Source organism: Ramlibacter sp. WS9 (assembly GCF_003797765.1).
Classification (GTDB): Bacteria; Pseudomonadota; Gammaproteobacteria; order Burkholderiales; family Burkholderiaceae_C; genus Ramlibacter.
In genome coordinates this window covers 207471-229299 of the sequence record NZ_RKMB01000006.1, presented here as the reverse complement: position 1 = coordinate 229299, position 21829 = coordinate 207471, and the positions used below count along the sequence as shown (strand labels likewise).

Genomic DNA, 21829 nt, shown 5'->3' with positions numbered 1-21829 from the left:
CCTTCAGCCCACGAACGGCCTCGGCAATGTGCGCTCGACCTCGACGAAGCGGTCTTCGCCGTCCACCTCTTTTTCCATGACAAAGCCGAGTTGCGCCCAATGCGTGACCATGTCGATGTCGGCCCCGAACTGGATGTACGAGCTGGCGTTCTGGTTGAAGTCGGTGCCGATCCACGGCACCTGCATCCCCGACTTGCGACTCGGCGCGGGTACAGCCGTCGCCGCCAGGACTGCCTGAGGCGGTTCGAGGTACACGTATTCGGGGCGCTGCGCGGGCCACCACCACAAGGTACGCCCATCGGTCGGTTGCGACGAGCATTCGTTGAAGTCCGCTTGCCACGGCAACGCCATGTAGCGAGAGATATCGCCCGGCTCCATGCCGCGTTGCGGGTTGAAATCAAGGCTGAGCGGGCCCACCTCCGCAAAGTGCGCCCGGATGCGGTACGGCTCGCTGTAGATCGCGGGATTTCTTGAGATCCAGCTCATTTCTATGCCTGGCGAAAAGGGACCGCCAACACAGTTTTCCAACACCCCGCGCGTCAGGGCCGAACCGGGTTGCTGCGGCCTTGACGCAGCGGCTTCGAACCAGCCGTCAGCCCATTGCTGCAGGCAGAAGAACTGCGTATCGGTCAGGCGCAGGTACTGGCTCATGGGCGCGTCGGGCAGCAGCGCGTTGTCGCCCGCCAAAAAAGGCATCATGGTGCTGCCCACCCCGCCCAACTGGCCAGAGCCTGTCTTGGTCTGGGTTTCGTAGCTCTTGACGATGACGTTCTCGCCACCGGGTGGGCGCACGAAATCGAACACGTACTGGCGCAAGCCCCTGCTGCTCGCCGCGCCCTGCAGCCGTCCGTCAATCGCTTCGACCGCGCCGAGCTTCTCGAAATCAAACTTGTGCGGCTTGGGCGGGATGGCCGCCACCCACGCATAAAGCAGCGGCCGTTCCAACAGGGGCCGGATCTCCGTGTCGAAATTGGGCCGGTAGCCATCCGGACCTTTCTTCCAGAATCCATCGGCATAGATTTCGGGATGGTGGCCGTTGCGCACCATCGTGTCGTGAATGGTGTCGTACAAGGTCACAAGGTTCGGCAGTTCCGGCGCAAAACTGGGCGGACCCACCAACACCCACGAGGGCGCAACGTCGATCACCGTGCCGTCGTCCAGCTCGATCCGCGCCTTGACCGGACCGTCCGATGTGTCGTCCCACCAGCCGTCGTTGTTGGCATATTGGCCGGCGGGGATATTCGGCTCCGCATACGCGGTGCCAGAGATACCCAGGCCGCCCAACACCAGCAGGCGCCCTTGGGCATCGGTGCGCAGTTCGCCCAGGGTGTCGATGGATTCCTCGGTCGGGTTCAACACGCCCGGGGGAAAGTGCGCGCCGCGGTAGCCTGGCGGGACGCTGGAGCGGTCGAACGCCACCCCCTGCTGGTTGGCGCCGCTGATCTGGCGCGGACCGGCGTCGATGACCAGTTCATGCCGGTTCGCGGCCGTGGGGTTGCGCAGCGGATGGTTGGGGGCATAGCCGTCTTCACCGAGCAGGCATTTGAAGTCATACCAGCTGGCCTTCTTGTTGGCCAGATGCGCGTGCCAGGTGATGGACTTGACGCCGGGCGTTGCCAACGTGACTTCCGTCTGCATGCCGTCTTCAACCTTGAAGACGTGAAACAGGGAGGCCTGCCGGCACAGGCGCTTCTGGCTGTCGCGGAAATCGGCTTGCGTGAACGGGCTGCCGTCGGGGTTGGTCGGCAAGCCACAGTATTTCTCGGGGCCGACATAGTATTTCTCTGGTGCGTTGCCGACACGTGCGACGCCAATGGCCGGGAAAATTTTGTATTCGATCATGGGTACTCCAAAGATGGCGGAACTGAGTCAGTACTGCGCGAGGGCGTCAAGCACGCTCTGCAGCGTTGCGCGTTCGTCCTTTTTCTGGTCCGAACTCAAGCCGGGGAGTTTCAGCAATGCGGCAATGCTTGCGTGCAAGCCACTGAGGCTGGCACCCGCTTGGTAGATCCAGGTCGGTGCGGCGTTGGGGCCCACCGAGTTGTCGCCGTTCTCATTGATTGGCGTGGTCATCAGCAAGCGCGCCAACACCGGCATGACGGTGTGCATCAGCGGCAGCACGACACCGAAAAAGCTGTCCTTGGCACCCGACTCGGGCTTGCGGAAGCTGGCCTGCAATTGGTCGAGCATGATGCTGTACGCCATGTCGAACGCCTCGGCCAAGCCTGCGGTCAATGGGTAGCAGAAATCGGAACGCTTGGGATTGGAAAGGATCGGGTAGGTCTGCGGAAAAGGGTCCGTTGCCAGGGCCACACCCAGGAACTTGGCGAAATGGGACATCTCGGTCGGACTGCCGATGATGGGCCCGTAGGTGCCATCGGAGCGGGGGCCATACTGGTTGTAGGTGCTCCAGGGTTCACTCGCCACCAGCGACTGGCCTGGCGGCACGCTGCCTTCGCCTTGTTGCGTGATTTCCCTGATGCCGTGCAGGGCGGTTTTCAGGTTGATCACTTCGACCGGCTTTCCGCCAAATTTTCCGATGTAGATGTCCAGGCGCTGCCTGCCACCGCTGGCTTGTTCGAACAGCGCCGCCTCGCCGTGTTCCTTCACGAACCGCTCCATGCCATGCTCCAACGCGTCATACAACTGGGCGATGGTGTCGTAGTTGTCGCCCTGCGCTGGCGCATGTGGCGGCGCAGGTTGCTCGATCGCGGCATACACGTTGTTGAAGACGTCCTGGGAGGCACGGAAGAGACCGACAAACGGGGTCGTGCTCTCGTTGGCGTGCGGCAAGTAGCATGGAAAGCGGGGAACCGCATCGCCCGTCAGATCGGGCAAGCCGCCAATCCCCACCAGCGTATTCGCGGCCTGGCTGAGGTGGAACATCTCTTCCATCACCACGCCGCGCAGTGCCTGGTACGCGGCAGTGTTGGGATCGATGATCGAGTACATCCCGCTCAGGTAGACCGGGATGGTCGTGAATTCGACCTGCAGGGCCAATTGCGCGGCTTTCTGCAGATGTCTGCGCTCAATCGTCTCGCCGTGGTAGATGTGGTGAAACAGGCCGGAGCCTGTTTCCTGGGTCTTTGCCAGCGTCATGTTATGCAACTTTCGTCAGCGTGTTGGCTGTGACATGCGGAAAGACGACGGTCTGGCCGCCGATCGGGATCTGCAAGGTGATGGTCTGGCTGTATTGCAGTTGAGTGAAGTTGTCGGTGCCGTCGAACGACTCCAGCCAGTAGTTGAAGTCGTACCGGCTGACGTTTGCGTGCTGCTGCTCGAAGCCGATGTTGGTGACCGCGCCCTTGCCGTTGGCGGAGCTGAGCGACAAGTTCAGAAAGTTGGTGCAGGGCCGCAGAGCGAGCGCATTGACAAGTACCTGGTTCGGATTGGCCGTCAGCGCCGGTTGCGGGTTGGTCACCGGGTCGTTCGCCGAGTACTGCTGCGTGTTCACGCCGGTTGGCAGCGGCGAGGCCGATGGAATAACCGGCTGGCCCTGGGTGCTGGTGCCGGCATAGTTGCCCAATGCAAGGATCGAATTGCCGTGCGGCACTGAGACTTGCTTGACCAGATTGAACTGCTGCGTGGGCGGCACGCTGTTCTGCACGACGAGGTTACCAAGCCCCGGCAGGTCGCCGTTGCCATAGGGGCCGAGCGGCTGGGTTTGGTCCAGCAGCAGAAGCAGCGAGCCGTTCTCGGCGTGGACGAGTGCGTCCTTGTTGGGCCCCTCGGCAAAATACACGCGCTGCGCATAGAACAGGGTGAAAGAAACTTGTTGGCCAACGCCCCCACGATTGGGCGCGGTGCCGTGGATCGCGGTGAAAGTGAGTTCCTCGTAATACGAGAAATTCTTCAGGATGTAGCCCGTGGGCGAGGAAGGGTCCACCTGCGGCAGCGGCATGACGTTGTAGGAAAACGGCGACTCGGGGCCGCCACTGGTGGTGCCCGGCAAATTCTGGTTCGTCCAGGTGCCGATGAGCGATTGCAAAAGACCCAGCTGCGCCAGCGGCACGCCAGGCGAAACCTGCGATGGCTCTTGCACCAGCGGGTTTGCGGTGTCTGGCGGCGTGTTGGTGCTGTAGATGAAGACAGTCAGGCTGCCGCTGTTGTCGGCAAGGCCCGCGCCATACTGCCCGGTGAGGTCGTCATTGATACACAGTTCCAGCGCGCCGCCGGTGGCTGACAGCACCGTGTAAGTGCTGTCGCCGATCAGGAACGGTGCACCGCCGGCTACTCTACCCACCAACGCACCCATCTGCACGCCGGTGATTGGATAGCTGGTCTGATTCACCGGCACGACCACGCCCGGGCAACCATTTGCATCGTAGGGCAGCCCCTCATTCGTGTGCGGATCGGCCGTCCACAGGCCTCCCTGCTGGTAGGCGATGGTCACGCTGACGCCGGACGGAATGGCCACCCCGGCGCTCTGCCATGACTGGTTGGCCTGAACAGTGGTGGTCTGCATGATGGCATTGGGTGCCGCGGTCATAGTCATATCGAATTCCCTCTCGTGTTAATTGAGTTGGTTACCTGAGCCTCTGTGGGCCGTGTCGGGCAAATCCGCGCGCCACTACTCCGTCCGCATCAAGAGATGCACTTCAATCGTCGGGTTGCCCATCAGCTTCTGCGGGAATCGATCGCCGACGAAGCTCTTGTTGACGGGCTCGACCCAGACGCTCAGGGTTCCGCCGAGAACTGCCGCCGCGGGTAGCTCGAAGTCGAAGTGAACGATGGCGTTGCCCACGCAGTTCGCGCACTTCTGCGCCTCGACCGGCTGGAACAGCGCGCTCGATGCGATGGTCTGCCCGTCCTTTTGCAGGTGAACGGAGAAGCTGCCGGGAATCTTCAGGCGATTCACGCCGCTCACGCGCACATTGACGACGCCCGCGTCGACCGAGAACCGCCGCGACGCGACGAGCGAGCGCTGCGTCTTGACGTTGAACTTCGTGCTCCTGGCCATGGGCGGATCCTGGTAGTCGACGTCGAGGCTGAGCGGGGAGTTGATGGTGCCGACGGCATCCAGCTTCAGCGGAGCCGCGCCGAACGGGTTCAGGATGCCGACCGCGGGGTTGGTGAACTCCTGGTAGCTGATCGGGTCGGTTTCTTCGTTGATGGTCGTGAGCAGGCCGTGCAGGTCGGTGGCCAGCATCTTCTTTTGCCACTCCCAGTACAGACGGTCCCAGTTGCAATGGAAGAACCAGAACACAGGGTCGAAGGCGGCCACGCCCTGGTCTTGCATCGTCGGGCCGATGGAGTTGTGGCCTTTGTCGTGCGCGGCAATGATCGTGTTGTAGGCGGCGCCGGACCAGAACCCGTGGAAGTCTTCCCAGTCGGTCTTCGACAGGGCCCGGTCGACGTCGGCGGTGACGCCGTATTTCAGCAGGTTCGCGGCGATCTGGTCGTAGGGAAACCGATTCGTGGCATAGCCTTTGGGATAGTCCGGGCTCGCCGCCTCTTGCAGAACGTAACGGTCGAAAGGGGCGCTCTTGAGCACGTCGGGGAAAGGCGTGGTGATATCCCAATAGGGCAGCGTGACGCTTTCGCAGCCCGGGACCGAGCGCAGCGCATTCTCGAAGCTGAGCACGTAAGCCCGGTGCCACGGGTTGTAGCCCGGCACGTGATGCATGCAGTAGGTTTCCGGGGCCGGGTACCAGTGGATTCCGGCCTGCGCGAAGTAGCTGTTCGGGTCGCTGGGATCCTTCGCGACGATCGCGGAGAACGCCTTCTTGAGCAGGTCGAGCTCACCTTTCGACAGCGCGGTGATCTCCTTGCGGAGCCTCGTCGCGCTGGGCGCGGCCGCGCGCAGGCTGGTTCGGGCAAGGAACGTCGGGACGGCCGGTGGCGTGCCCTTGGGGTAGCCGTTGGTCATCCAGTTGAGGAAGGTGCCCACCCAGTCGCTCGTCCAGGGAGAGCCCGGCGGCATGTTGCCCAGCGCCGTCTGCTGGTAGATGTCGCCCGCATGCTGGACGACCTGCGTGTAGCTCGCGAGGTCGAGGCCCTGCGCGCTCATGTGGGCCTGGTCGGTGGTCGTGAACATGTCGCGGATTTGCCCATACCAGGTGGGATTCGCAACGGGGGATGCGGTCGTGGTAGCCATGATGAAGTCCTTTGTGATGAATGAAGACAGGCGTTTCAGTGCCGATGGCCGGCCGGGCTGCCGTGCGCCACGCCGCTGCTTTCGTCGACGACTTCCACCACTTCCATCATTCCCAGGTCCTCGTGATCGAGGATGTGGCAATGCAGGACGAAGGAGCCGATGTAGTCGAGGTACTGCGTGTAGAGGTTGCGCGTCTGCCCGGAGGGGATCAGCAGCGTGTCCTTCCAAACCATCTGCGCCTTGCCGTCGGGGCCGGCGCGGCTGGTCTGGAACGGGTTCACGTGGATGTGGAAGACGTGCGGCAGGGGCGGGATGCCGTTGGGCACGCCGGGGGGATCGCCCACCGTGCTCACTGCCCACATGTCGGTGGCGTTCAGCTTGACCTGCCTCACGTGCTGCGGGTTGAACGCCTGGGCATTGACCTGGAAGTAGTTCTTCTTGCCCTGCATGTCCTGGCCGAGCTTGAAGTCCACCTGCTGCACGCCGTGGGCGGTCTTGGTCAAGTCCACGCCCGGGAAGGGAGCCAGCGCCGCCATCTCCTGCGACGTGGGCAACTTCATGTCGAGCATCGGGCCATCGACGACCACTTCCGCCAGAACATTCTCGGGCTCGGCCGCTCCGCGCACCGAAGTGGCGGCGGCGGAAGCGGCATCCAGCAGGCGGTACACGCCGGGCTTCAGGCTGGCCTTGACCAGGACATCGCTGCGATAGCCCGGTTGCAGTTCGACCGGCTGACCCGGTTGCCACGTGTCCACGCGGCCGAGGTACAGGCCATCGAGCGCGATCTCGTGCAGCTGATGCCCTTCGAGCACCACGTTGATCGTTTCGCGGAACCCCGTGTCGATCATGCGCCAGCGCTGCACTTCTCCGGGCCGCATGCGGATGCGCGGCACGATCTGGCCGTTGATCGTGGTGCGCCGCTTCGAACAGGTCCACGTCTTCTGGTTGCCCGGCTGGCTGCAATCGGCCGGGTTCGACGGCGACGGAAAGAGGGCGGTGATGTCGTCCAGCCGGCCTTGCGTGTCGTACAGGATGGTCTGGAAAACCATCACTTTTTCATTCCGGTTGGCCTCGCGCAGCGCAGCGGGGATCTTCGCTTCGTCGTCGTCGATGATCAGCGCGCCGCCCATGCCGCTGCCCACCTGGATGGAGGTCGAGCCATGGGTATGGGCGTGATACCAGAACGAGCCCGGCGGGTGGCTGCGCGGCACCTTCACCTCGTACCCGAAGCGGCTGCCCGGCGCGATCGCCAGCAGCACGTTGTCGCTGTTGCCCACCGGCGAAACATGCAGCCCGTGGGTGTGCAGGTTGGTCGTGTTGAACGAAGCCGGCCGCGTGGACAGGTGGGCGCTCTTGTTCTCCTGCTCGAACTGCTGCTGGATCTGGTCCGGCGTTTCCTTGGGCAGGCGGTTGTTCAGCATGACGTTCATCGTCTCGCCCGGACGCACCCTCAGAGTCGGGCCCACCAGCTGGCCGTTGTAGGTGCGCAGCATGACCGGGCAGCCCGCGATGCTGGTGGTCTTCGGGTCGGTGTACTGGACGTCCAGCGTGGTCGTCAGCGCGCCGCCCTGCGCCGAAATGTTGGGTGGATTGCGCAGCTCCTGTCGCCCGTACCTGGCAACGTCGATGTTCGTGTAGGCGCAAGGATTGGTCGCTTGCGACCAGGCAGACGTGCAGCCCAGCGCCACGGCCAGAGCCGCCATGGTGCGCGCGCTGCGCCTGCCGGTCAGGCCGGGAATTCTCGATAGGGGCATGCTTCATTCCTCCTCTGTGGTTGTAGGGGCAGCAGGTGCAACAGCAACATGCTGCAGATCATCGAAAAGACGAGAGCGTCGGCGGTCCAGGGCCACTGCATGCTGCGTGCGAGCCATGGCAAGGCCCCCATGGCGAACGACATCGCCGCGAGCATCGCGGCGACTGCAAGCGCCGCGCGAAAGAAGCTCGCGCGGCCTTGCCCGCCGGTGAACTCGAACAAGACCAGCCCCACCATCGCGGCGCCACTGACGGGACACGCCCCAAGGTGCTCGATCAGAGACGTGAACTGCGCGTCCCAGGAGGTGTCCGCGCTGCACACGCTGAGGAGGCGATCGGGAGCGCTGATGGAAAAGTCGATGGAAGCGGCTGCGCACAGGGCCAAAGCGCAACGCACCAATGAGGAAGAGGCCGGGCGCGCCGCGGGCCATCGCGCAGCGGCCAGCCGGAGGCCGCCAAGCACCACCGCGCCTGCGGCGCCCCAGAGCCAGTCACGAGAAGCACCCGATGTCGTGGAAGGCAGCCAGACGGCGCTCCACCCGAGCAGCGCATGCAACGCGACGCCCCCGAGCACGCGAAGTTTTCCAGGAGCAGCCCAGGCTGCCGCCCGCATCGACGCATCCGTCATGACCCCTCCCCTTTTTCTTTTGCCATGCAGTGCTGGCGCGGCGAAGGCTACACCGCAACGCGCGGCGCCACAACCTGTCAGGTCTGACAGTCCGCGTTGGGGCAACCTCGTTCGCTTAGCGGCTCGAAGCTCGCTATTTCGGGTGGAAGCACAATGAGCGGCGTGCAGCGTGATTTAGTGCCGCATCCAAAGGCCGCGGCGCGGCGTTTATCCAGTTCCACTACAGGAGAGATCGCAATGAATCCCAAATATCTTCTCGCGGCCCTGGCCGCCGCAGCCTTCATGGCCCACGCCGCCGACACGCCGGGCAGCAACCCGAGCCTGCCCGCGGGTCCGTCGGCGAAGGAGCGCCTGGCGGCCGCGCGCAAAGCCATCGGTGCCAAAGACTGGAGCCGCGCCATGTCGGAGCTGAACGCCGCCGCGCGCGAGGAGCCACGCAATGCCGATGTCCATAACCTGCTCGGCTACAGCTACCGCAAACGTGCCACGCCCGACCTCGCGAAGGCCTTCGAGCACTACGGCACGGCGCTCAGGCTCGATCCGCGCCACAAAGGCGCCCACGAGTACATCGGCGAGGCGTACCTGATGGACAAGAAGCCCGCCGAAGCGGAAAAGCACCTGGTGGAGCTGGAGAAGATCTGCGGCAACAAGACCTGCGAGGAATACGCCGACCTGGCGAAGTCGATCGCCGAGTACAAGGCGAAGAACTAGCGGCAGCTGTCATCCCGGCTGTCATTGCGGACTCTCGATCCGCAATCCATGAACCCGCATTCACTTTGGGCGCTCGTGGGCCGCGCGCAGCAACGCCGTGCATGGCCGGGCCGCGGCGCGATGGCTACGGCGTCCGGCATCGCTTGCTGTCGCAAGCTCCTGACGGAGTCCCCGCGCTGAACGGTCTTGCGGCCCCACGCAAAACAACTCACTCCGCCTTGCTCCGCTCAAACAAGTTTTGCGAGCATGAAACGGTCGCGTCGCAAGCGACGCTGGGCCGCAAGACCGCCCACCGCGGGCGCCTGGGCTTCATTCGCGCCGCAGCCCGTCCACGCACAGCTTTGCCGCGCGGCCTACGAACACCAAACTCGGGGTCATGGATTGCGGATCGAGTCCGCAATGACAGCCAAAAGAAAAAGCCCCGCATCGCGGGGCTTTGCTCATTTCGTCGGCTGCGCGCCTGCTGGCTTTTCTTCCCCGTAACCCGAGCCGTCCTTCTCGCCTTTCTTGCCCGAGATCTCCCAGGCCGTGCGCTGGTTGACCAGCTTGGCCAGGTATTCCAGCTCCTCGTCGGTGTGGTTGATGGCCTTGGCGGGCGTGAGGGAGCGGCCGTTCTTGGGCTCCGCCTCGCCCCAGAACGCCTGGTGGTAGTCCGATCGCGAGGTGGTCTTGTCAGGCCCCGCATTCATGTCCACCGTGCCGTAGCAGTTGCAGAAGTAGCTCCGGTAACTTTGCTGGGGAAACACTTCCGTGTACACGCCGGTGCCGCGGATGCCCGCCGTGAGCGTGGGCGTGACGATCTGCCGCGTGTTGCCCCGGCCCCAGACGCTCGCGACGGCGCCGGTCAGCAGCCGCAACACGCTCACCGCGTTGAGTGTGTTGCCGCGCTGCACCGCGAAGCGCGTGTTCTGGCGCACCAGGAAAGACGAGGTGCCGATCACGAAGACCAGTTGCGAGCCCGGCCCGGTCTCGAGGTTGTCGCCGGTCTGGATGGTCTGCTGCGGGTTGAGCCGTTGCCCGTTGATCAGCGCGTCGCCGCGCAGTTCGACGATGTTGCTGCGGTACTGCGCCTGGGCCGCCGTGAACCCGCCCAACCCGGTCCACGCAGCCGCGGCCTGCAGGAAGCTGCGGCGCTGGAACCACAGTACCTCTTGTTCAGTGCGGCCTTGCAGGAAGTGCTGTGTCATGTGGGCTCTCCGGGGGATGGTTGGGCGGGGTCCGAGGTGGCGACGAAGCTATCACGAAAGGTGAAATACAGCGAGGTGGAAAACATGGCCGAGATCATGAGCACCAGGGGCTGGAACGCGAAGGCGGCCACCAGCTGGCCCGTCACCAGCGATAGCACTGCCATGACCATCAACGCGGCGAACACCACGGCGGCCCAGGCCAGGCCGAACAGAAGCAGCGCTTTGCCGTTGCGCAGGCACGCCACGACGCTGAAGAAGAGGCTTTTGACCGGCGAGACGCCGTGCCAGTACACGAGGGCAGGGGCGTGCCAGAACATCAGCGAGATCGGCAGGTACAACAGAGCCGCGACCGACATGGCGGTCAGCACCTGCGCCGCGATTTCGGGCGTCATCGTCTCGGGCGTCACGGTCGTCCGAAGTTGCGACACGTCCACCATCAGCGGCACGAGCGCCATCAGGCCTATCATGACGCCCGCGAAGATGAGCCCCAGTAGCCCCAGGGCCAGCAGGCGCTTCCGGCCGGCGCGAAAGAGGGCGGCGACGGCGCGGGGCATGGGAAACCGCCCTTCCACGGCTTCGTGGCTCGCGATCATCATCCCCAGCGTCGAGATCGGCATGGTGGCCAGCGCCAGGATGGGCCCGACGAGCGGCAGCACCAGCAGCAGGAACGCTGCCGCCCAATAGAGAAAGAACAGGCCTGTGAGAGCCAAAGGCTGCTTCAGGAAGGTTCTGATACCGAGTTTGACCCATTGGATGCCGGTGCCCGCGGGAACGATGTTGAGTTTCATGGGAGATACGTTACGGCAGTCGCTTTGGAGGCGGGTTCATTGCGGCGCGGACGCCGCGGCGGGACGGGATGCGTGACAAATTTAACGCAAGCGCCGATGTTCGGCGGTGTGCTGGGACTGAAGTCAGGCGCTCACGGGCTGGCGCACCCGCTGGCGCAGCACCCGCTCGAAGTGGGCAGGGTCGTGCGCCTGCAGCATCGCGGCCTCGCGCGGCAGGTGAAAGTCCCACAGGCGCGAGATCCAGAAGCGCAATGCGCCGGCGCGCAGCATCGCGGGGAGCAGCTCGCGCTCCGCGCGTGCCAGGGGCCGCACGCCCGTATAGGCGTCCAGGAAGGCGCGGGCGCGCTCCTCGTCGTGCGCGCCCGTGGCCAGGTCGATGCACCAGTCGTTCAGGCACACCGCCAGGTCGAACAGCCAGCTATCGACGCCCGCGAAATAGAAGTCGAAGAAGCCCGTCAGCCGGCCCTCTTCGAACATGACGTTGTCACGGAAAAGGTCGGCGTGCACCGGGCCGCGCGGCAGGGCGGCGTAGGCGGACGTCGTCGCCACGTGGTTCTGGAAGGCCAGCTCGCTGCGCAGCAGGGCGGCCTGGCTCTCGTCCACGTGGGGCAGCACCACCGGCACGGTTTCATTCCACCAGGGCAGGCCGCGCAAGTTGGGCTGGTTGAGCGGAAAGTCGCGGCCTGCGAGATGCATGCGCGCCAGCATCTCGCCCACACCCGCGCAGTGGGCCGGTGTGGGCGCCAGTTCGCTCTTGCCGCACAGCTTGTCCACCACGGCGGCCGGCTTGCCGCAGACCTGGTGCAGCAGCTGGCCGTCCGGGTTGCCCGCTGAAGCGCTCGCAGGCAGTGCGTGCGGCTCCGGAACGGGGATGCCGCGCTGCGCCAGGTGCTTCATCAGGTGCAGGTAGAAGGGCAACTGCTCCTGCGTCAGCCGCTCGAACAGCGTCAAAACGTACTCGCCGAGCTCGGTTGTCAGGAAGTAATTTGTGTTCTCGATGCCGCCCTGGATGCCACGCAACTCGCGCAGCTCGCCGAGCTGCAGCGCGCGCGCGAGCTCGCTGGCCTCGCCCTCGGAGACTTCGGTAAAGACCGCCATCAGAAGCTGAAGACGTTCCAGACGCGCCGGCCGGTCGGCTGAATTTCATACGCGGGGGCACGCCCCTTGGGCTGGACCTTGATGCTTTCCGTCTGCCCCGCGTAGCGCACCTCGTCGATCACCACGGCGTCATCCTCGACGCGGATGAGTTCGACCTTCTGGTTCTTGCGGCCATCCGGCGTGGCTTGCTCCGCCACGAGCGGCGCGGGCGCCGGTGCCGGCGCGGGCTGGGCGGCCAATGCCGTACAGGCCACCAGCGGGAGGAGGAGCAGGAACTTCGGGTGCATGGGGGGGATTGTAAGAGCCTGACAAGAAGGGGCCGCCGCCAAGGGCACAATGCCTGCCATGAGCGAGTTGACCCCTAACGAAAAGCGACCGGTGCTGCTGCTGGTGGACGGTTCCAGCTACCTGTACCGCGCATTCCATGCCATGCCCGACCTGCGCGCGGTGCCGGGCGACCCGGCGAGCCCGGCGACCGGCGCCATCCGCGGCATGATCAACATGCTGCAAAAGCTGCGCAAGGACGTGCTGGCCGACTATGTGGTGTGCGTGTTCGACGCGCCGGGGCCGACCTTCCGCGACGAGCTGTACCCCGAGTACAAGGCCAATCGCTCGCCGATGCCGCCGGACCTGCGGCTGCAGATCGACCCGATCCACGAGGTCGTGCGTCTCCTGGGCTGGAAAGTGCTGAACATCCCCGGCGTGGAAGCCGACGATGTGATCGGCACGCTGGCCTGCATGGGCACCGAGCGCGGTCTCGACACCATCATCTCCAGCGGTGACAAGGACCTGAGCCAGCTGGTCAACGAGAACGTTACGGTGATCGACACCATGAACGACCGCAAACGCGACGTCGCCGGTGTGGAAGCCGAATTCGGCGTGCCCCCGCGGCTGATGGTCGACTACCAGACACTGGTGGGCGATTCGGTCGACAACGTGCCGGGCGTCGACAAGGTCGGCCCCAAGACGGCCGTGAAGCTTCTGCAGGAATACGGGTCGCTCGACGCTTTGGTGGAGCGAGCCGCCGAAGTGAAGGGCGCCGTTGGCGAAAACTTGCGCAAAGCCCTGGACTGGCTGCCCAAGGGCCGCGCGCTGCTGACGATCAAGAAGGATTGCGAGCTGACGGACTACATCCCCGGCCTGCCTTCGCTGGACGACATCAAGGTCACCGAGGGCCAGGACACCGAAGGCCTGAAGGCCTTCTACGACAAGTACGGCTTCAAGGGGCTGGTCAAGCAGCTCGAGACGCACGACGTGCCGCCGGAACTGGCGCAGGAGCACAAAAGCAAGAAGAAGGTCGGCCCCGGCGACACGGGTGGCCTGTTCGACGAGCCCGACCTCTCGGGCGCTTCGCAGGCCAGCAACCTGCAGTACGACACCATCTTCACCTGGGCGCAACTCGATGAGTGGTTGGCGAAGATCGAGGCGGCGGAGCTGGTGGCGGTGGACACGGAAACCAGTTCGCTCGACGAGATGATTGCCGAGATCGTGGGCGTGTCGTTCAGCGTGAAGCCCGGCGAGGCGGCGTACATCCCGCTGGCGCACAGCTACGGCGACGCGCCCGAGCAACTGCCGCGCGAAGAGGTGCTCGCGAAGCTCAAGCCCTGGCTGGAGAACCCGGCGAAGCTGAAGCTGGGCCAGCACGTCAAGTACGACCGCCACGTGTTCGCCAACCACGGCATCGAGGTGCAGGGCTATGCCCACGACACGATGCTGCAAAGCTATGTGCTCGAAGTGCACAAGCCGCACGGCCTGTCCAGCCTGGCCGAGCGCCACCTGGGCCGCAGCGGCATCGACTACGAATCCCTCACCGGCAAGGGCGCGCACCAGATCTCGTTTTCGCAGGTGGCGGTGGACAAGGCGGCCGAGTACTCGTGTGAGGACTCGGACCAGACGCTGGACGTGCATCTGGCCCTGTGGCCCCGCGTGCAGGCCGACAGCAAGCTGCGTTTCATCTACGAACTGGAGATCCGAAGCAGCGAGGCGCTGTACCGCGTCGAGCGCAACGGCGTGCTGATCGACGGGCCGATGCTCGCCAAGCAGAGCACTGAGCTGGGCCAGCGCATGATGCAGCTGGAACAGGAGGCGCATGACCTCGCGGGCCAGCCGTTCAACCTGGGCTCGCCCAAGCAGATCGGCGAGATCCTGTTCACCAAGCTGGGCCTCCCGGTCGTGAAAAAGACGCCCAGCGGCGTGCCCAGCACCGACGAGGAGGTGCTGGAAAAGCTCGCCGAGGACTACCCTTTGCCCGCGAAGCTGCTGGAGCATCGCGGCTTGTCCAAACTCAAGGGCACCTACACCGACAAGCTCGCGCAGATGGCGCATCCGAGAACCGGGCGCGTCCACACGCATTACGCGCAAGCCGTGGCGATCACCGGCCGGCTGTCCAGCAACGATCCCAACCTGCAGAACATCCCGGTCAAGACGGCTGAAGGCCGGCGCGTGCGCGAAGCCTTCGTCGCGGCGCCTGGCCACTTCATCGCCAGCGCCGACTACAGCCAGATCGAGCTGCGCATCATGGCGCACCTGTCCGAAGACGAAGCGCTGCTGCGTGCGTTCAAGGAAGGCATGGATGTGCACCGCGCCACGGCGGCGGAAGTGTTCGGCGTCGCCCCGGGCGACGTGTCGAGCGAGCAGCGCCGCTACGCCAAGGTCATCAACTTCGGTCTCATCTACGGCATGAGCAGCTTCGGCCTGGCGCGGAACCTGGGCATCGACAACACGGCGGCCAAGAACTACATCCAGCGCTATTTCGAGCGGTATCCCGGCGTCAAGAACTACATGGACGAGACGAAGATGACGGCCAAGAGCAAGGGCTACGTCGAAACGGTGTTCGGCCGTCGCCTGTACCTGCCCGAGATCAATTCACCCAACGGCCCGCGCCGCGGCGGCGCCGAGCGCCAGGCGATCAACGCGCCGATGCAGGGCACGGCGGCCGACCTGATCAAGCTGTCGATGGTCAAGGTGCAGGATGTGCTGGACGCCGAAAAGCGCCGCACCAAGATGATCATGCAGGTGCACGACGAACTGGTGTTCGAAGTGCCCGAGGACGAGGTCGAGTGGGTGCGTACCGAGGTCCCGCGCTTGATGGCAGGCGTCGCGGAGCTGCGCGCTCCGTTGCTGGCGGAAATCGGCGTTGGCGAGAATTGGGAAAAGGCGCACTGAGCTCTGGTCTGCGCGGGTTGCATTCGTGGCACCTCGCGTCGCGTCAGGCGGTACGCGGCAGGGCCTCACACTGTGGCGGTCGTCGCTTCGCGCCGACTCCGCTGAGATTCTTGGCCCGGGGCCGGCGCCGTACAACTCACAGAGCGCCTAAGGCCGCTCTGCTCGGACAGGTCCGGCGAGTCAGTCAACGAAGCGCGCCAAGGCGCGCCCGACCCCGGTCCAAGAATCTCAGCCGCCACAGAGATCGGCTCTGCCGCGTACCGCCTGACGCGACGCGAGGTGCTGGAACGCGACAGGTTTACCCGCAGCGGACGCTCGCGACCTTTCCACCGGCGTCGACCTCGATCGTCAGCCGGCTCGCATCGAACTCCATCGTGACCATCTGGCCGGGGCGGACCATGCGCACCCGCAGCGCACTGGCGCGCACCCGAGCCTCTTCGGCCAGCTTCGCGTCGGCAATCTTGCCCACCGCGAACTGCGCGGCGGCGTCGTTGCACTCATTGGGCGCGATCACGGGTGGACGCGGTGCGGCGGGCACCTGAGGGGGCTGCTGGGCGCAGGCGCTGAGCGTGGTGAAGAGGGCCAAGGGAAGGCAGAGGCGCAGGGGCTGGGGCATGGGGATGAACTCGCGGAAGCCATGGCCCATTATCACCGTGCACTTCGCATCGGCGCTTCATGCCCGAAGACGAACACGCGGCAGCCGATGAACGCAACGGCCGTGTAGACCGCCACCCCGAGCGCCTGAGCCAGGTAGGGGTTCATGTGCGCCTGCGAAATGACCCCGACCACAGTGGCCAGGTTCAAGAGATACGCTGCAGCGACAACGAGGAGAAATCTGGGCAGCACCCGGGCGACGGGCTGCCGGCTGGCGAAAGTCCACGAACGGTTCAGCGTGAAACTGCAGGCCATCCCGATGGCGTATCCGATGGCATTGGCAGTGATGGGGTCCGTGCCGAAGAGGTACATGGTCCCGTAGATGGCGAGCAAGCCGATGGCCGTATTGGCGGCCCCGACGGCGGCGAACCGGATGGCTTGGTCAATCAATGCTGTCACAGGGGTGCAGTCGCGATGAGGCGGTACTGCGCGCCGAGGCCGAGCCAGCCCAGTCGAGGCTCGAGCGGGCGGAGCACCTTGAGCATGGAGGGAAAGAAGACCTTGTAGTCGATGCGAACGTGCCTCCAACCGGCCCGCAACGCGCGCTGGCGCAGCGCCCGGGCGCCGACCAGACAGGCGTTCACATCGAGGGGACACGTCCTCACGGCATGGACGGTCAGCGGATTGAGCGGATTGTGCTCGTAGATGGCGAGCAGTCCGCCGGGCCGTGTGAGCCGCCGCAGTTCGGCGAGCCAGTGGTCGTGTTCCTCGTGCGGAATATGGTGGAAGACGCAGGCCGAAAACACGAGGTCGTTGCTTTGGTCGCGCAACGGGATGCTGCCTTCTTCGACCTGGAGGTAGCGCTCGCTGCCGGGAAACCGGGAGCGAGCAACGGCGATGCTGCGGCTCGAAACATCCGCGCAATTCAAGATACTTTCGCCGAAGTATTTGCGGAAGAAGGGCACTGAGTTGCCGATCCCGCTTCCGAAATCCAGGATCCGTGCCGCGGGGGCTCCGCTCCCACGCACGAAATCGGCGAGGTCGGCGACCTTGTACTCCGAAAAGTACTCCGGCCCCTCGCCCGTGATGGCGATGTTCGCACGATGCAGCTCGTGGTATTCGTCGGCCAGAAGGTCGAACTCGGCCTGGAGGCTCTTCGCGGTTCTGGATGGCATGTCGGTTGGCCTTGATACAGCGATTCAGGCGGCGCGGCCCTTCGCGGCACGCGTGGCGCCGAAGCCTCGCGGGGTGTGGGGCCGGTGCACGGCGGGTCGCACGCCCATGGAACGGGCGGCTGGCATGGCCTGCCCTGGGCTGGAAGCGCGATGGCGAGCCGGCTCGGCCGGGGCCGCCACGTCCCGGCCGGAGATTTCCTCGATCAGGAACCGCGGCCGCTGCTTGACTTCCATGTAGGTCTTTCCCACGTACTCGCCGATGACCCCGGCGCAGACGAGCTGGATGCCGCCGAGGAAATAGATGGGCAGCGTCGTCGACGCCCATCCTGGCAGGGCGTCCCCGCCGAACTTTGCCGTCAGCGCCCAGGCCGCGGCAAGGATGCAGCCGAAGGCGACGAGGAACCCCGTGGCCGTGATGGCGCGAAGCGGCGCGATCGAGAACGACGTGATGCCGTTCAACGCGAACTCCAGCATCTTGAGGATGGGGTACTTGGACTCACCGGCAAACCGCGAGCGGCGGTCATAGCGGACAACGACGCTTCGCAGCCCCAGCAGCGGCACGACACCGCGCAGGAAGAGGTTGACCTCCTTGAACCGGTGCAGGTGCCCGATGGCCCGCCGGCTGAGCAGGCGATAGTCCGCGTGGTCGTGAACGGTGCGCACACCCAGGCCTGCCATCAGCCGGTAGAAGGCCCGGGCACTCGAGCGCTTGAACCACGTGTCGGCGTCCCGTCGCGCGCGCACACCGTAGACGACTTCGGCGCCCTCGTGGAAGGCGTCCACCATGCTCTCTATCGCGGCTTCGTCGTCCTGCAGGTCGGCGTCGATGGTGACGGCCGCATCGCCGCGGGCCGCGGTCAGCCCGGCGAGCAGGGCGCTCTGGTGGCCGCAGTTGGCGGACAGCTTGACCCCCATCACGGGGCCGCCCTCACGCGCCCACCCGTCGATCATGTCCCAGGTCTGGTCACGGCTGCCGTCGTCCACGAAAACGACGGTGCTCCGCGGGGAGATCTTGTGCGCCGCGACCAGCCTTTCGCGCAGCGCGAGGAGCCGAGCACAGGTTTCCGCGAGCACCGCCTCCTCGTTGTAGCAGGGAACGACGATGGCGAGTTCGGCAGGTGTGCGGGCGGCACGGGCAATGGATGTCATGAGTTCACCTCCTTCACCTGTTCAGCGTTGACCGTCGGCCGCGTTCGGCGCGGGCGTTCGCACGTGGACCACCGCAACCTTGTCGGCATACAGCCGTTTCCAGCCCGGCAAGCGGTCCAGCACGGCGTTGGTGGAGTTTTCCGGCTCCAGCAAGGTCCAGCCGATGTCGTACTGCGCAAGGAGCTTTTCAAGGCCGCCGGGCGTGCGCTGTTCCATGGCGTAGACATAGGCCTTCATGAACTGCTCCCCGTACATGTCGGCCCGGCCGTCGATGAATACCGGGATGCCGCGGTAGATGAGGTAGCCGCCCGCGCTGTAGCTGTTGAGCACCCGCCCCTTGACACCGGCCTTCGCCACCGCGTCAAGGGCAGCCGCGGGCACGACCGTGTCCGGCAGTTCCAGAGGGCGCATGCGTGCGTTCAACGCGGACACGAGGACGAGGGCGAGGCAGCCCCCAAGCAGCGCGAATCTGCTGGCGGGCGCCGCCAGCCGCTGGAAGAAGCGGTCCAGTGCCGCGACTTCGCCCCGGCCCTTGCCCTCACGGTCTTGGCGGGCTGCCCACTGCGCGCCGAACGGGCCTGCGATGAAGAGCGGCGCCAGCAGCCCCACCAGTTCGACGTAACGCACATGCTTGAGTGCGAGGTGCAGCAGGCCCACGAGCAGCACGAGGCGCATCGGCGGAAGCCGCAGTCCCTGATGCATCACCAGCGCGATTCCTCCCAGCAACCAGAGCTCGAAAGTGTTGAACGTGCTGAAGCTCGGGGACCGCCATTCGCCGACCCGTTCGAGCACGAAGCCAAGATTCAGCACGTGCAAGGTAAACAGGATGCCCTGCGCGCCGTGCGGCGTGACAAGCGAACACGCCACCGCCAGAACCAGAAACATGCCCCAGGACTTGATGGTGGCCAGACGCCGCTCGGGGCCGGCATTGATCAGCGCTTCGAGCGCGACCGCGCCAGCCAGTGCGATTCCGAGCGTGAACCCGCCGTGCAGATTGGCCCAGACCGTCATCATGGGGAGCATCCACCAGGCCGGCGCGCGCCGCGCCTCGCTCGCGCGCACCAGCTCGATCGTCCACAGCATCAGGATCGGCAGCGCGATGATGTGCGGACGCGCGAGAAGGTGCCCGCTGGTCATTGCGAGCCCCAGCCCGGCGAACAGCAGGGCATAGATGGGTTCGAGCCACTTGAGAAGGGCCCGCGTCAGCAGCCCGATGGTGAGCGCGAACGCGATGCCCGTGACGGAGACGACAAGCGCCCAGCCACCCCAGTCGTGGGCGGCAGCCAGGACGACCTCCGACAGCCACTCGTGCGCGGTCCAGGCGGCACCCGGCATCGTGTGGGAGAACAGGTCGCCATCGGGAACCGACCGGTGGCGCAGGATCCACTGCCCCGTGGCGATATGCCAGTACGTATCGCCGTCGAGAAGCAGTTCCTTGCCTTGGTGGAGGGCGTACAGGTAGGCGAATGCGCCGGCCAGAAGGGGCCACGAAAACAACCAGCTCGTGCTCGCCCCGGTGGCCGGGCGCGTAAGCCCGCCGGCACTGAGTTCGTTGTCGATCGCCACGATTCACCCCCCGACGCTCAGCATGGGCATGATCGTGCGGATGATCTGGATCACCGCCGGCCCCAGGATCACCATGATCACCGCCGGGAAGATGCAGGTCACAAGCGGGATGAGCAGCTTTGTCGGCACCTTGGCGGCCATCTCTTCCGCGCGGATGCGCCGCTTGTGGCGAAGGTCATCCGAAAAGACGCGCAGCGACTCGCCGATGCTCGTGCCGAACTTGTCCGCCTGCGTCAGCATCGTCGCGAACGTGCCGACTTCTTCCACCCCCGTGCGCAGGGCGAGGTTGCGAAGCGCCTTCTCGCGGGCCCCGCCCGCGCGGATTTCGAGGTTCGTCAGGTGCAGTTCCTCGGCGAGCGCCACCGACTTGCGCTTCATCTCGTCGGCGACCTTCGTGAGTCCCGCGTCCAGGCCCATGCCCGCTTCGACGCAGACCAGCATGAGATCGGAGGCATCGGGAAAGTTCTCGAAGATTTCCCGCTGGCGCGAGCGGACGGCGAGGGCCACCGCCAGGTTGGGGATGTAGCAGCCGACCAGCGCCGCCGCCAGGACGTAGAAGGTCAGCGTGAGGGTCTCGCTTTCGTTCATGCGGCGCAGCATCACGTAGGTAAAGCCGGCCAGGAGGAGCGGCAAGATCGTCTTGGCGGCGAAGTACGTCAGCCTGGCGTCGGGATCGCGCACGCCCGCATGCATGAAGCGCAGGCGCAGCGGAGAGTTCTCCCAATCGCCCTCGGGCGTCGACAGTTTCGCGAGTGGGCCCGCGAGCTTCGAGATGGTCTCGGTCCAGTTGCTTTTTTCCTTCTGCGGGGCGAAGGTCTGCAAGCGCTGCTCGGCCCGCGTGGGCGCCAGCAGGAAGTAGGCACCGCCCACGATGCACATCAGGGTCAGGAAGATCAGGGAGCTGAGTAGCAGCATGGTGGGCTCCTAGTAGCGGATCTTGACGATCTTGCGCATGATCAGAATGCCGACGAGCATCATGCCCAGCGTCCACTTGATGATGGAATGCCCGATCGGGTCGGTCCACAACGGGCGCATGAAGTCGGGGTTGACGAGGTTCATCACGCCCGCCAGGAAGAACGGCATGATCGCAAGGATCCACGCGGAGAGCCGCCCCTCCGACGACAGCACGCGCACCTTGCCCAACAGCTTGAGGCGTTCGCGAATCAACTGGCTGAGATTCGTCAGGATCTCGGTCAGGTTGCCGCCCGATTCCCGCTGGAGCAGCACCGCCACGACGAAGTAGCGCAGGTCGGTGAGCGGCACGCGTTCGCTCAGGTGGGTGAGCGCCTGTTCGAGCGAGACGCCGAAGTTGACTTCGTCGTGAACCGTGGCCAGCTCGCTCGCGATCGGCTCGGCCATCTCTTCGCCCGCCATCTTCAGTGCCGCCGAAAAGGCATGGCCGGATCGCAAGGCCCGCGTGATCAGGTCGAGCGCCTCGGGCAATTGCCGCTCGAACTTGCGCAGCCGCTGGGTTCTCCTGTACTTCAAGTAGAGGAGCGGCAACGCACCCACCACAACCCCCGCCGCGGCGCCCATCAGCAAGGGTTGATGCAGGGGCGAGCTGACGATGAACCACGCGACAAGGAAGAAGCCGATGCAGGCGAGCAGCAGCGTGGAGACGGTCCAGTTCAGGCCCGATTGCAGGATGACGCGGTCCAGGGCCCGCATGCGCGGCATGCTCTCGAGCAGCCGCTGCATCGGCGGCAGCTCGCTCAGCATCCGCTGGCGCAGCAGCCCGGTCTCGGCCGAGTGGTCGTGAGTCGCCGAAAGCGCGTGCAGGCGCGTCTTGAGTTTCACGGCCTCCGGCCCCCGATGCGAGCGCCACACCGTGTACATGCCCTCGGTGAGAAGCAGGAAGGCGACGAACACCAACACGCTCAGCACGAGAAAAGAACTGCCAAGGAAGGAGGGAAGCATGG

At 65.1% G+C, this 21829-nt stretch carries 19 protein-coding genes; 2 read left to right on the top strand and 17 right to left on the bottom strand.

Translation table 11 applies throughout. The annotated features are described in order from the left end of the window. Window positions 1-3: 3 nt before the first annotated feature. The 6 genes from EEB15_RS33650 to EEB15_RS12430 all read right to left on the bottom strand — a co-directional run bounded on the left by EEB15_RS33650 (window position 4) and on the right by EEB15_RS12430 (window position 8477). Complete coding sequence (locus EEB15_RS33650) at window positions 4-1842, bottom strand: LodA/GoxA family CTQ-dependent oxidase (RefSeq protein ID WP_158290080.1); 1839 nt, start codon at window positions 1840-1842, stop codon at window positions 4-6. Between the two features lie 27 nt (window positions 1843-1869). Next, on the bottom strand, window positions 1870-3099 hold the full coding sequence (locus tag EEB15_RS12450) for a ferritin-like domain-containing protein (protein WP_141510177.1): 1230 nt from the start codon (window positions 3097-3099) through the stop codon (window positions 1870-1872). 1 nt (window position 3100) lies between these two features. Further along, a complete protein-coding gene (locus tag EEB15_RS12445) occupies window positions 3101-4465 on the bottom strand; it encodes a heme-binding protein (protein ID WP_199236517.1) in 1365 nt (454 codons plus the stop codon). A 105-nt stretch (window positions 4466-4570) separates the two neighbouring features. Further along, window positions 4571-6097, bottom strand: coding sequence for a tyrosinase family protein (locus EEB15_RS12440; RefSeq protein ID WP_141510176.1), 1527 nt, complete (start codon window positions 6095-6097; stop codon window positions 4571-4573). A 35-nt stretch (window positions 6098-6132) separates the two neighbouring features. Then, window positions 6133-7851, bottom strand: a complete 1719-nt coding sequence (locus EEB15_RS12435; protein ID WP_141510175.1) for a multicopper oxidase family protein — start codon at window positions 7849-7851, stop codon at window positions 6133-6135. Next, on the bottom strand, window positions 7824-8477 hold the full coding sequence (locus EEB15_RS12430) for a hypothetical protein (protein WP_141510174.1): 654 nt from the start codon (window positions 8475-8477) through the stop codon (window positions 7824-7826). Before EEB15_RS12430 ends, EEB15_RS12435 begins: the two co-directional genes overlap by 28 nt. A 237-nt stretch (window positions 8478-8714) precedes the next feature. Between EEB15_RS12430 and EEB15_RS12425 the strand changes: the two genes are divergently transcribed. After that, a complete protein-coding gene (locus EEB15_RS12425) occupies window positions 8715-9188 on the top strand; it encodes a lipopolysaccharide assembly protein LapB (RefSeq protein WP_141510173.1) in 474 nt (157 codons plus the stop codon). A gap of 440 nt (window positions 9189-9628) precedes the next feature. Here the strand turns inward: EEB15_RS12425 and EEB15_RS12420 are convergent, their stop codons facing one another. From EEB15_RS12420 to EEB15_RS12405, 4 genes are all read right to left on the bottom strand, one after another. After that, on the bottom strand, window positions 9629-10375 hold the full coding sequence (locus EEB15_RS12420) for a FecR domain-containing protein (RefSeq protein WP_141510172.1): 747 nt from the start codon (window positions 10373-10375) through the stop codon (window positions 9629-9631). Next, the gene (locus tag EEB15_RS12415) at window positions 10372-11163 is read right to left on the bottom strand and encodes a BPSS1780 family membrane protein (RefSeq protein WP_141510171.1); all 792 of its coding nucleotides are present in this window, start codon (window positions 11161-11163) and stop codon (window positions 10372-10374) included. Before EEB15_RS12415 ends, EEB15_RS12420 begins: the two co-directional genes overlap by 4 nt. A 123-nt stretch (window positions 11164-11286) precedes the next feature. Next, a complete protein-coding gene (locus EEB15_RS12410) occupies window positions 11287-12261 on the bottom strand; it encodes a homoserine kinase (protein ID WP_141510170.1) in 975 nt (324 codons plus the stop codon). Further along, entirely contained in the window at window positions 12261-12548 is a 288-nt protein-coding gene (locus tag EEB15_RS12405; protein ID WP_141510169.1) for a hypothetical protein, read from the bottom strand. Before EEB15_RS12405 ends, EEB15_RS12410 begins: the two co-directional genes overlap by 1 nt. A gap of 58 nt (window positions 12549-12606) precedes the next feature. Here EEB15_RS12405 and polA point away from each other — a divergent pair, with 58 nt between their 5' ends. Next, window positions 12607-15426 (top strand): DNA polymerase I, encoded by a 2820-nt coding sequence (gene polA / locus EEB15_RS12400; RefSeq protein WP_141510168.1) that lies wholly within the window; start codon window positions 12607-12609, stop codon window positions 15424-15426. A gap of 298 nt (window positions 15427-15724) precedes the next feature. Here polA and EEB15_RS12395 read toward each other — a convergent pair whose 3' ends face one another. The 7 genes from EEB15_RS12395 to EEB15_RS12365 are packed head-to-tail and all read right to left on the bottom strand — an operon-like array spanning window position 15725 to window position 21827. Further along, complete coding sequence (locus tag EEB15_RS12395; RefSeq protein ID WP_141510167.1) at window positions 15725-16042, bottom strand: I78 family peptidase inhibitor; 318 nt, start codon at window positions 16040-16042, stop codon at window positions 15725-15727. 32 nt (window positions 16043-16074) lie between these two features. Next, window positions 16075-16479 (bottom strand): GtrA family protein, encoded by a 405-nt coding sequence (locus EEB15_RS12390; RefSeq protein ID WP_158290079.1) that lies wholly within the window; start codon window positions 16477-16479, stop codon window positions 16075-16077. Beyond that, window positions 16476-17195, bottom strand: coding sequence for a class I SAM-dependent methyltransferase (locus EEB15_RS12385; RefSeq protein WP_141510165.1), 720 nt, complete (start codon window positions 17193-17195; stop codon window positions 16476-16478). Before EEB15_RS12385 ends, EEB15_RS12390 begins: the two co-directional genes overlap by 4 nt. A 24-nt stretch (window positions 17196-17219) precedes the next feature. After that, window positions 17220-18344, bottom strand: a complete 1125-nt coding sequence (locus tag EEB15_RS12380) for a glycosyltransferase family 2 protein (protein WP_141510164.1) — start codon at window positions 18342-18344, stop codon at window positions 17220-17222. A 21-nt stretch (window positions 18345-18365) separates the two neighbouring features. Next, window positions 18366-19910 (bottom strand): hypothetical protein, encoded by a 1545-nt coding sequence (locus EEB15_RS12375; protein ID WP_141510163.1) that lies wholly within the window; start codon window positions 19908-19910, stop codon window positions 18366-18368. A gap of 3 nt (window positions 19911-19913) precedes the next feature. Beyond that, window positions 19914-20825 (bottom strand): type II secretion system F family protein, encoded by a 912-nt coding sequence (locus EEB15_RS12370; RefSeq protein ID WP_141510162.1) that lies wholly within the window; start codon window positions 20823-20825, stop codon window positions 19914-19916. A gap of 9 nt (window positions 20826-20834) precedes the next feature. Then, on the bottom strand, window positions 20835-21827 hold the full coding sequence (locus EEB15_RS12365) for a type II secretion system F family protein (protein WP_141510161.1): 993 nt from the start codon (window positions 21825-21827) through the stop codon (window positions 20835-20837). Window positions 21828-21829: the final 2 nt, after the last annotated feature.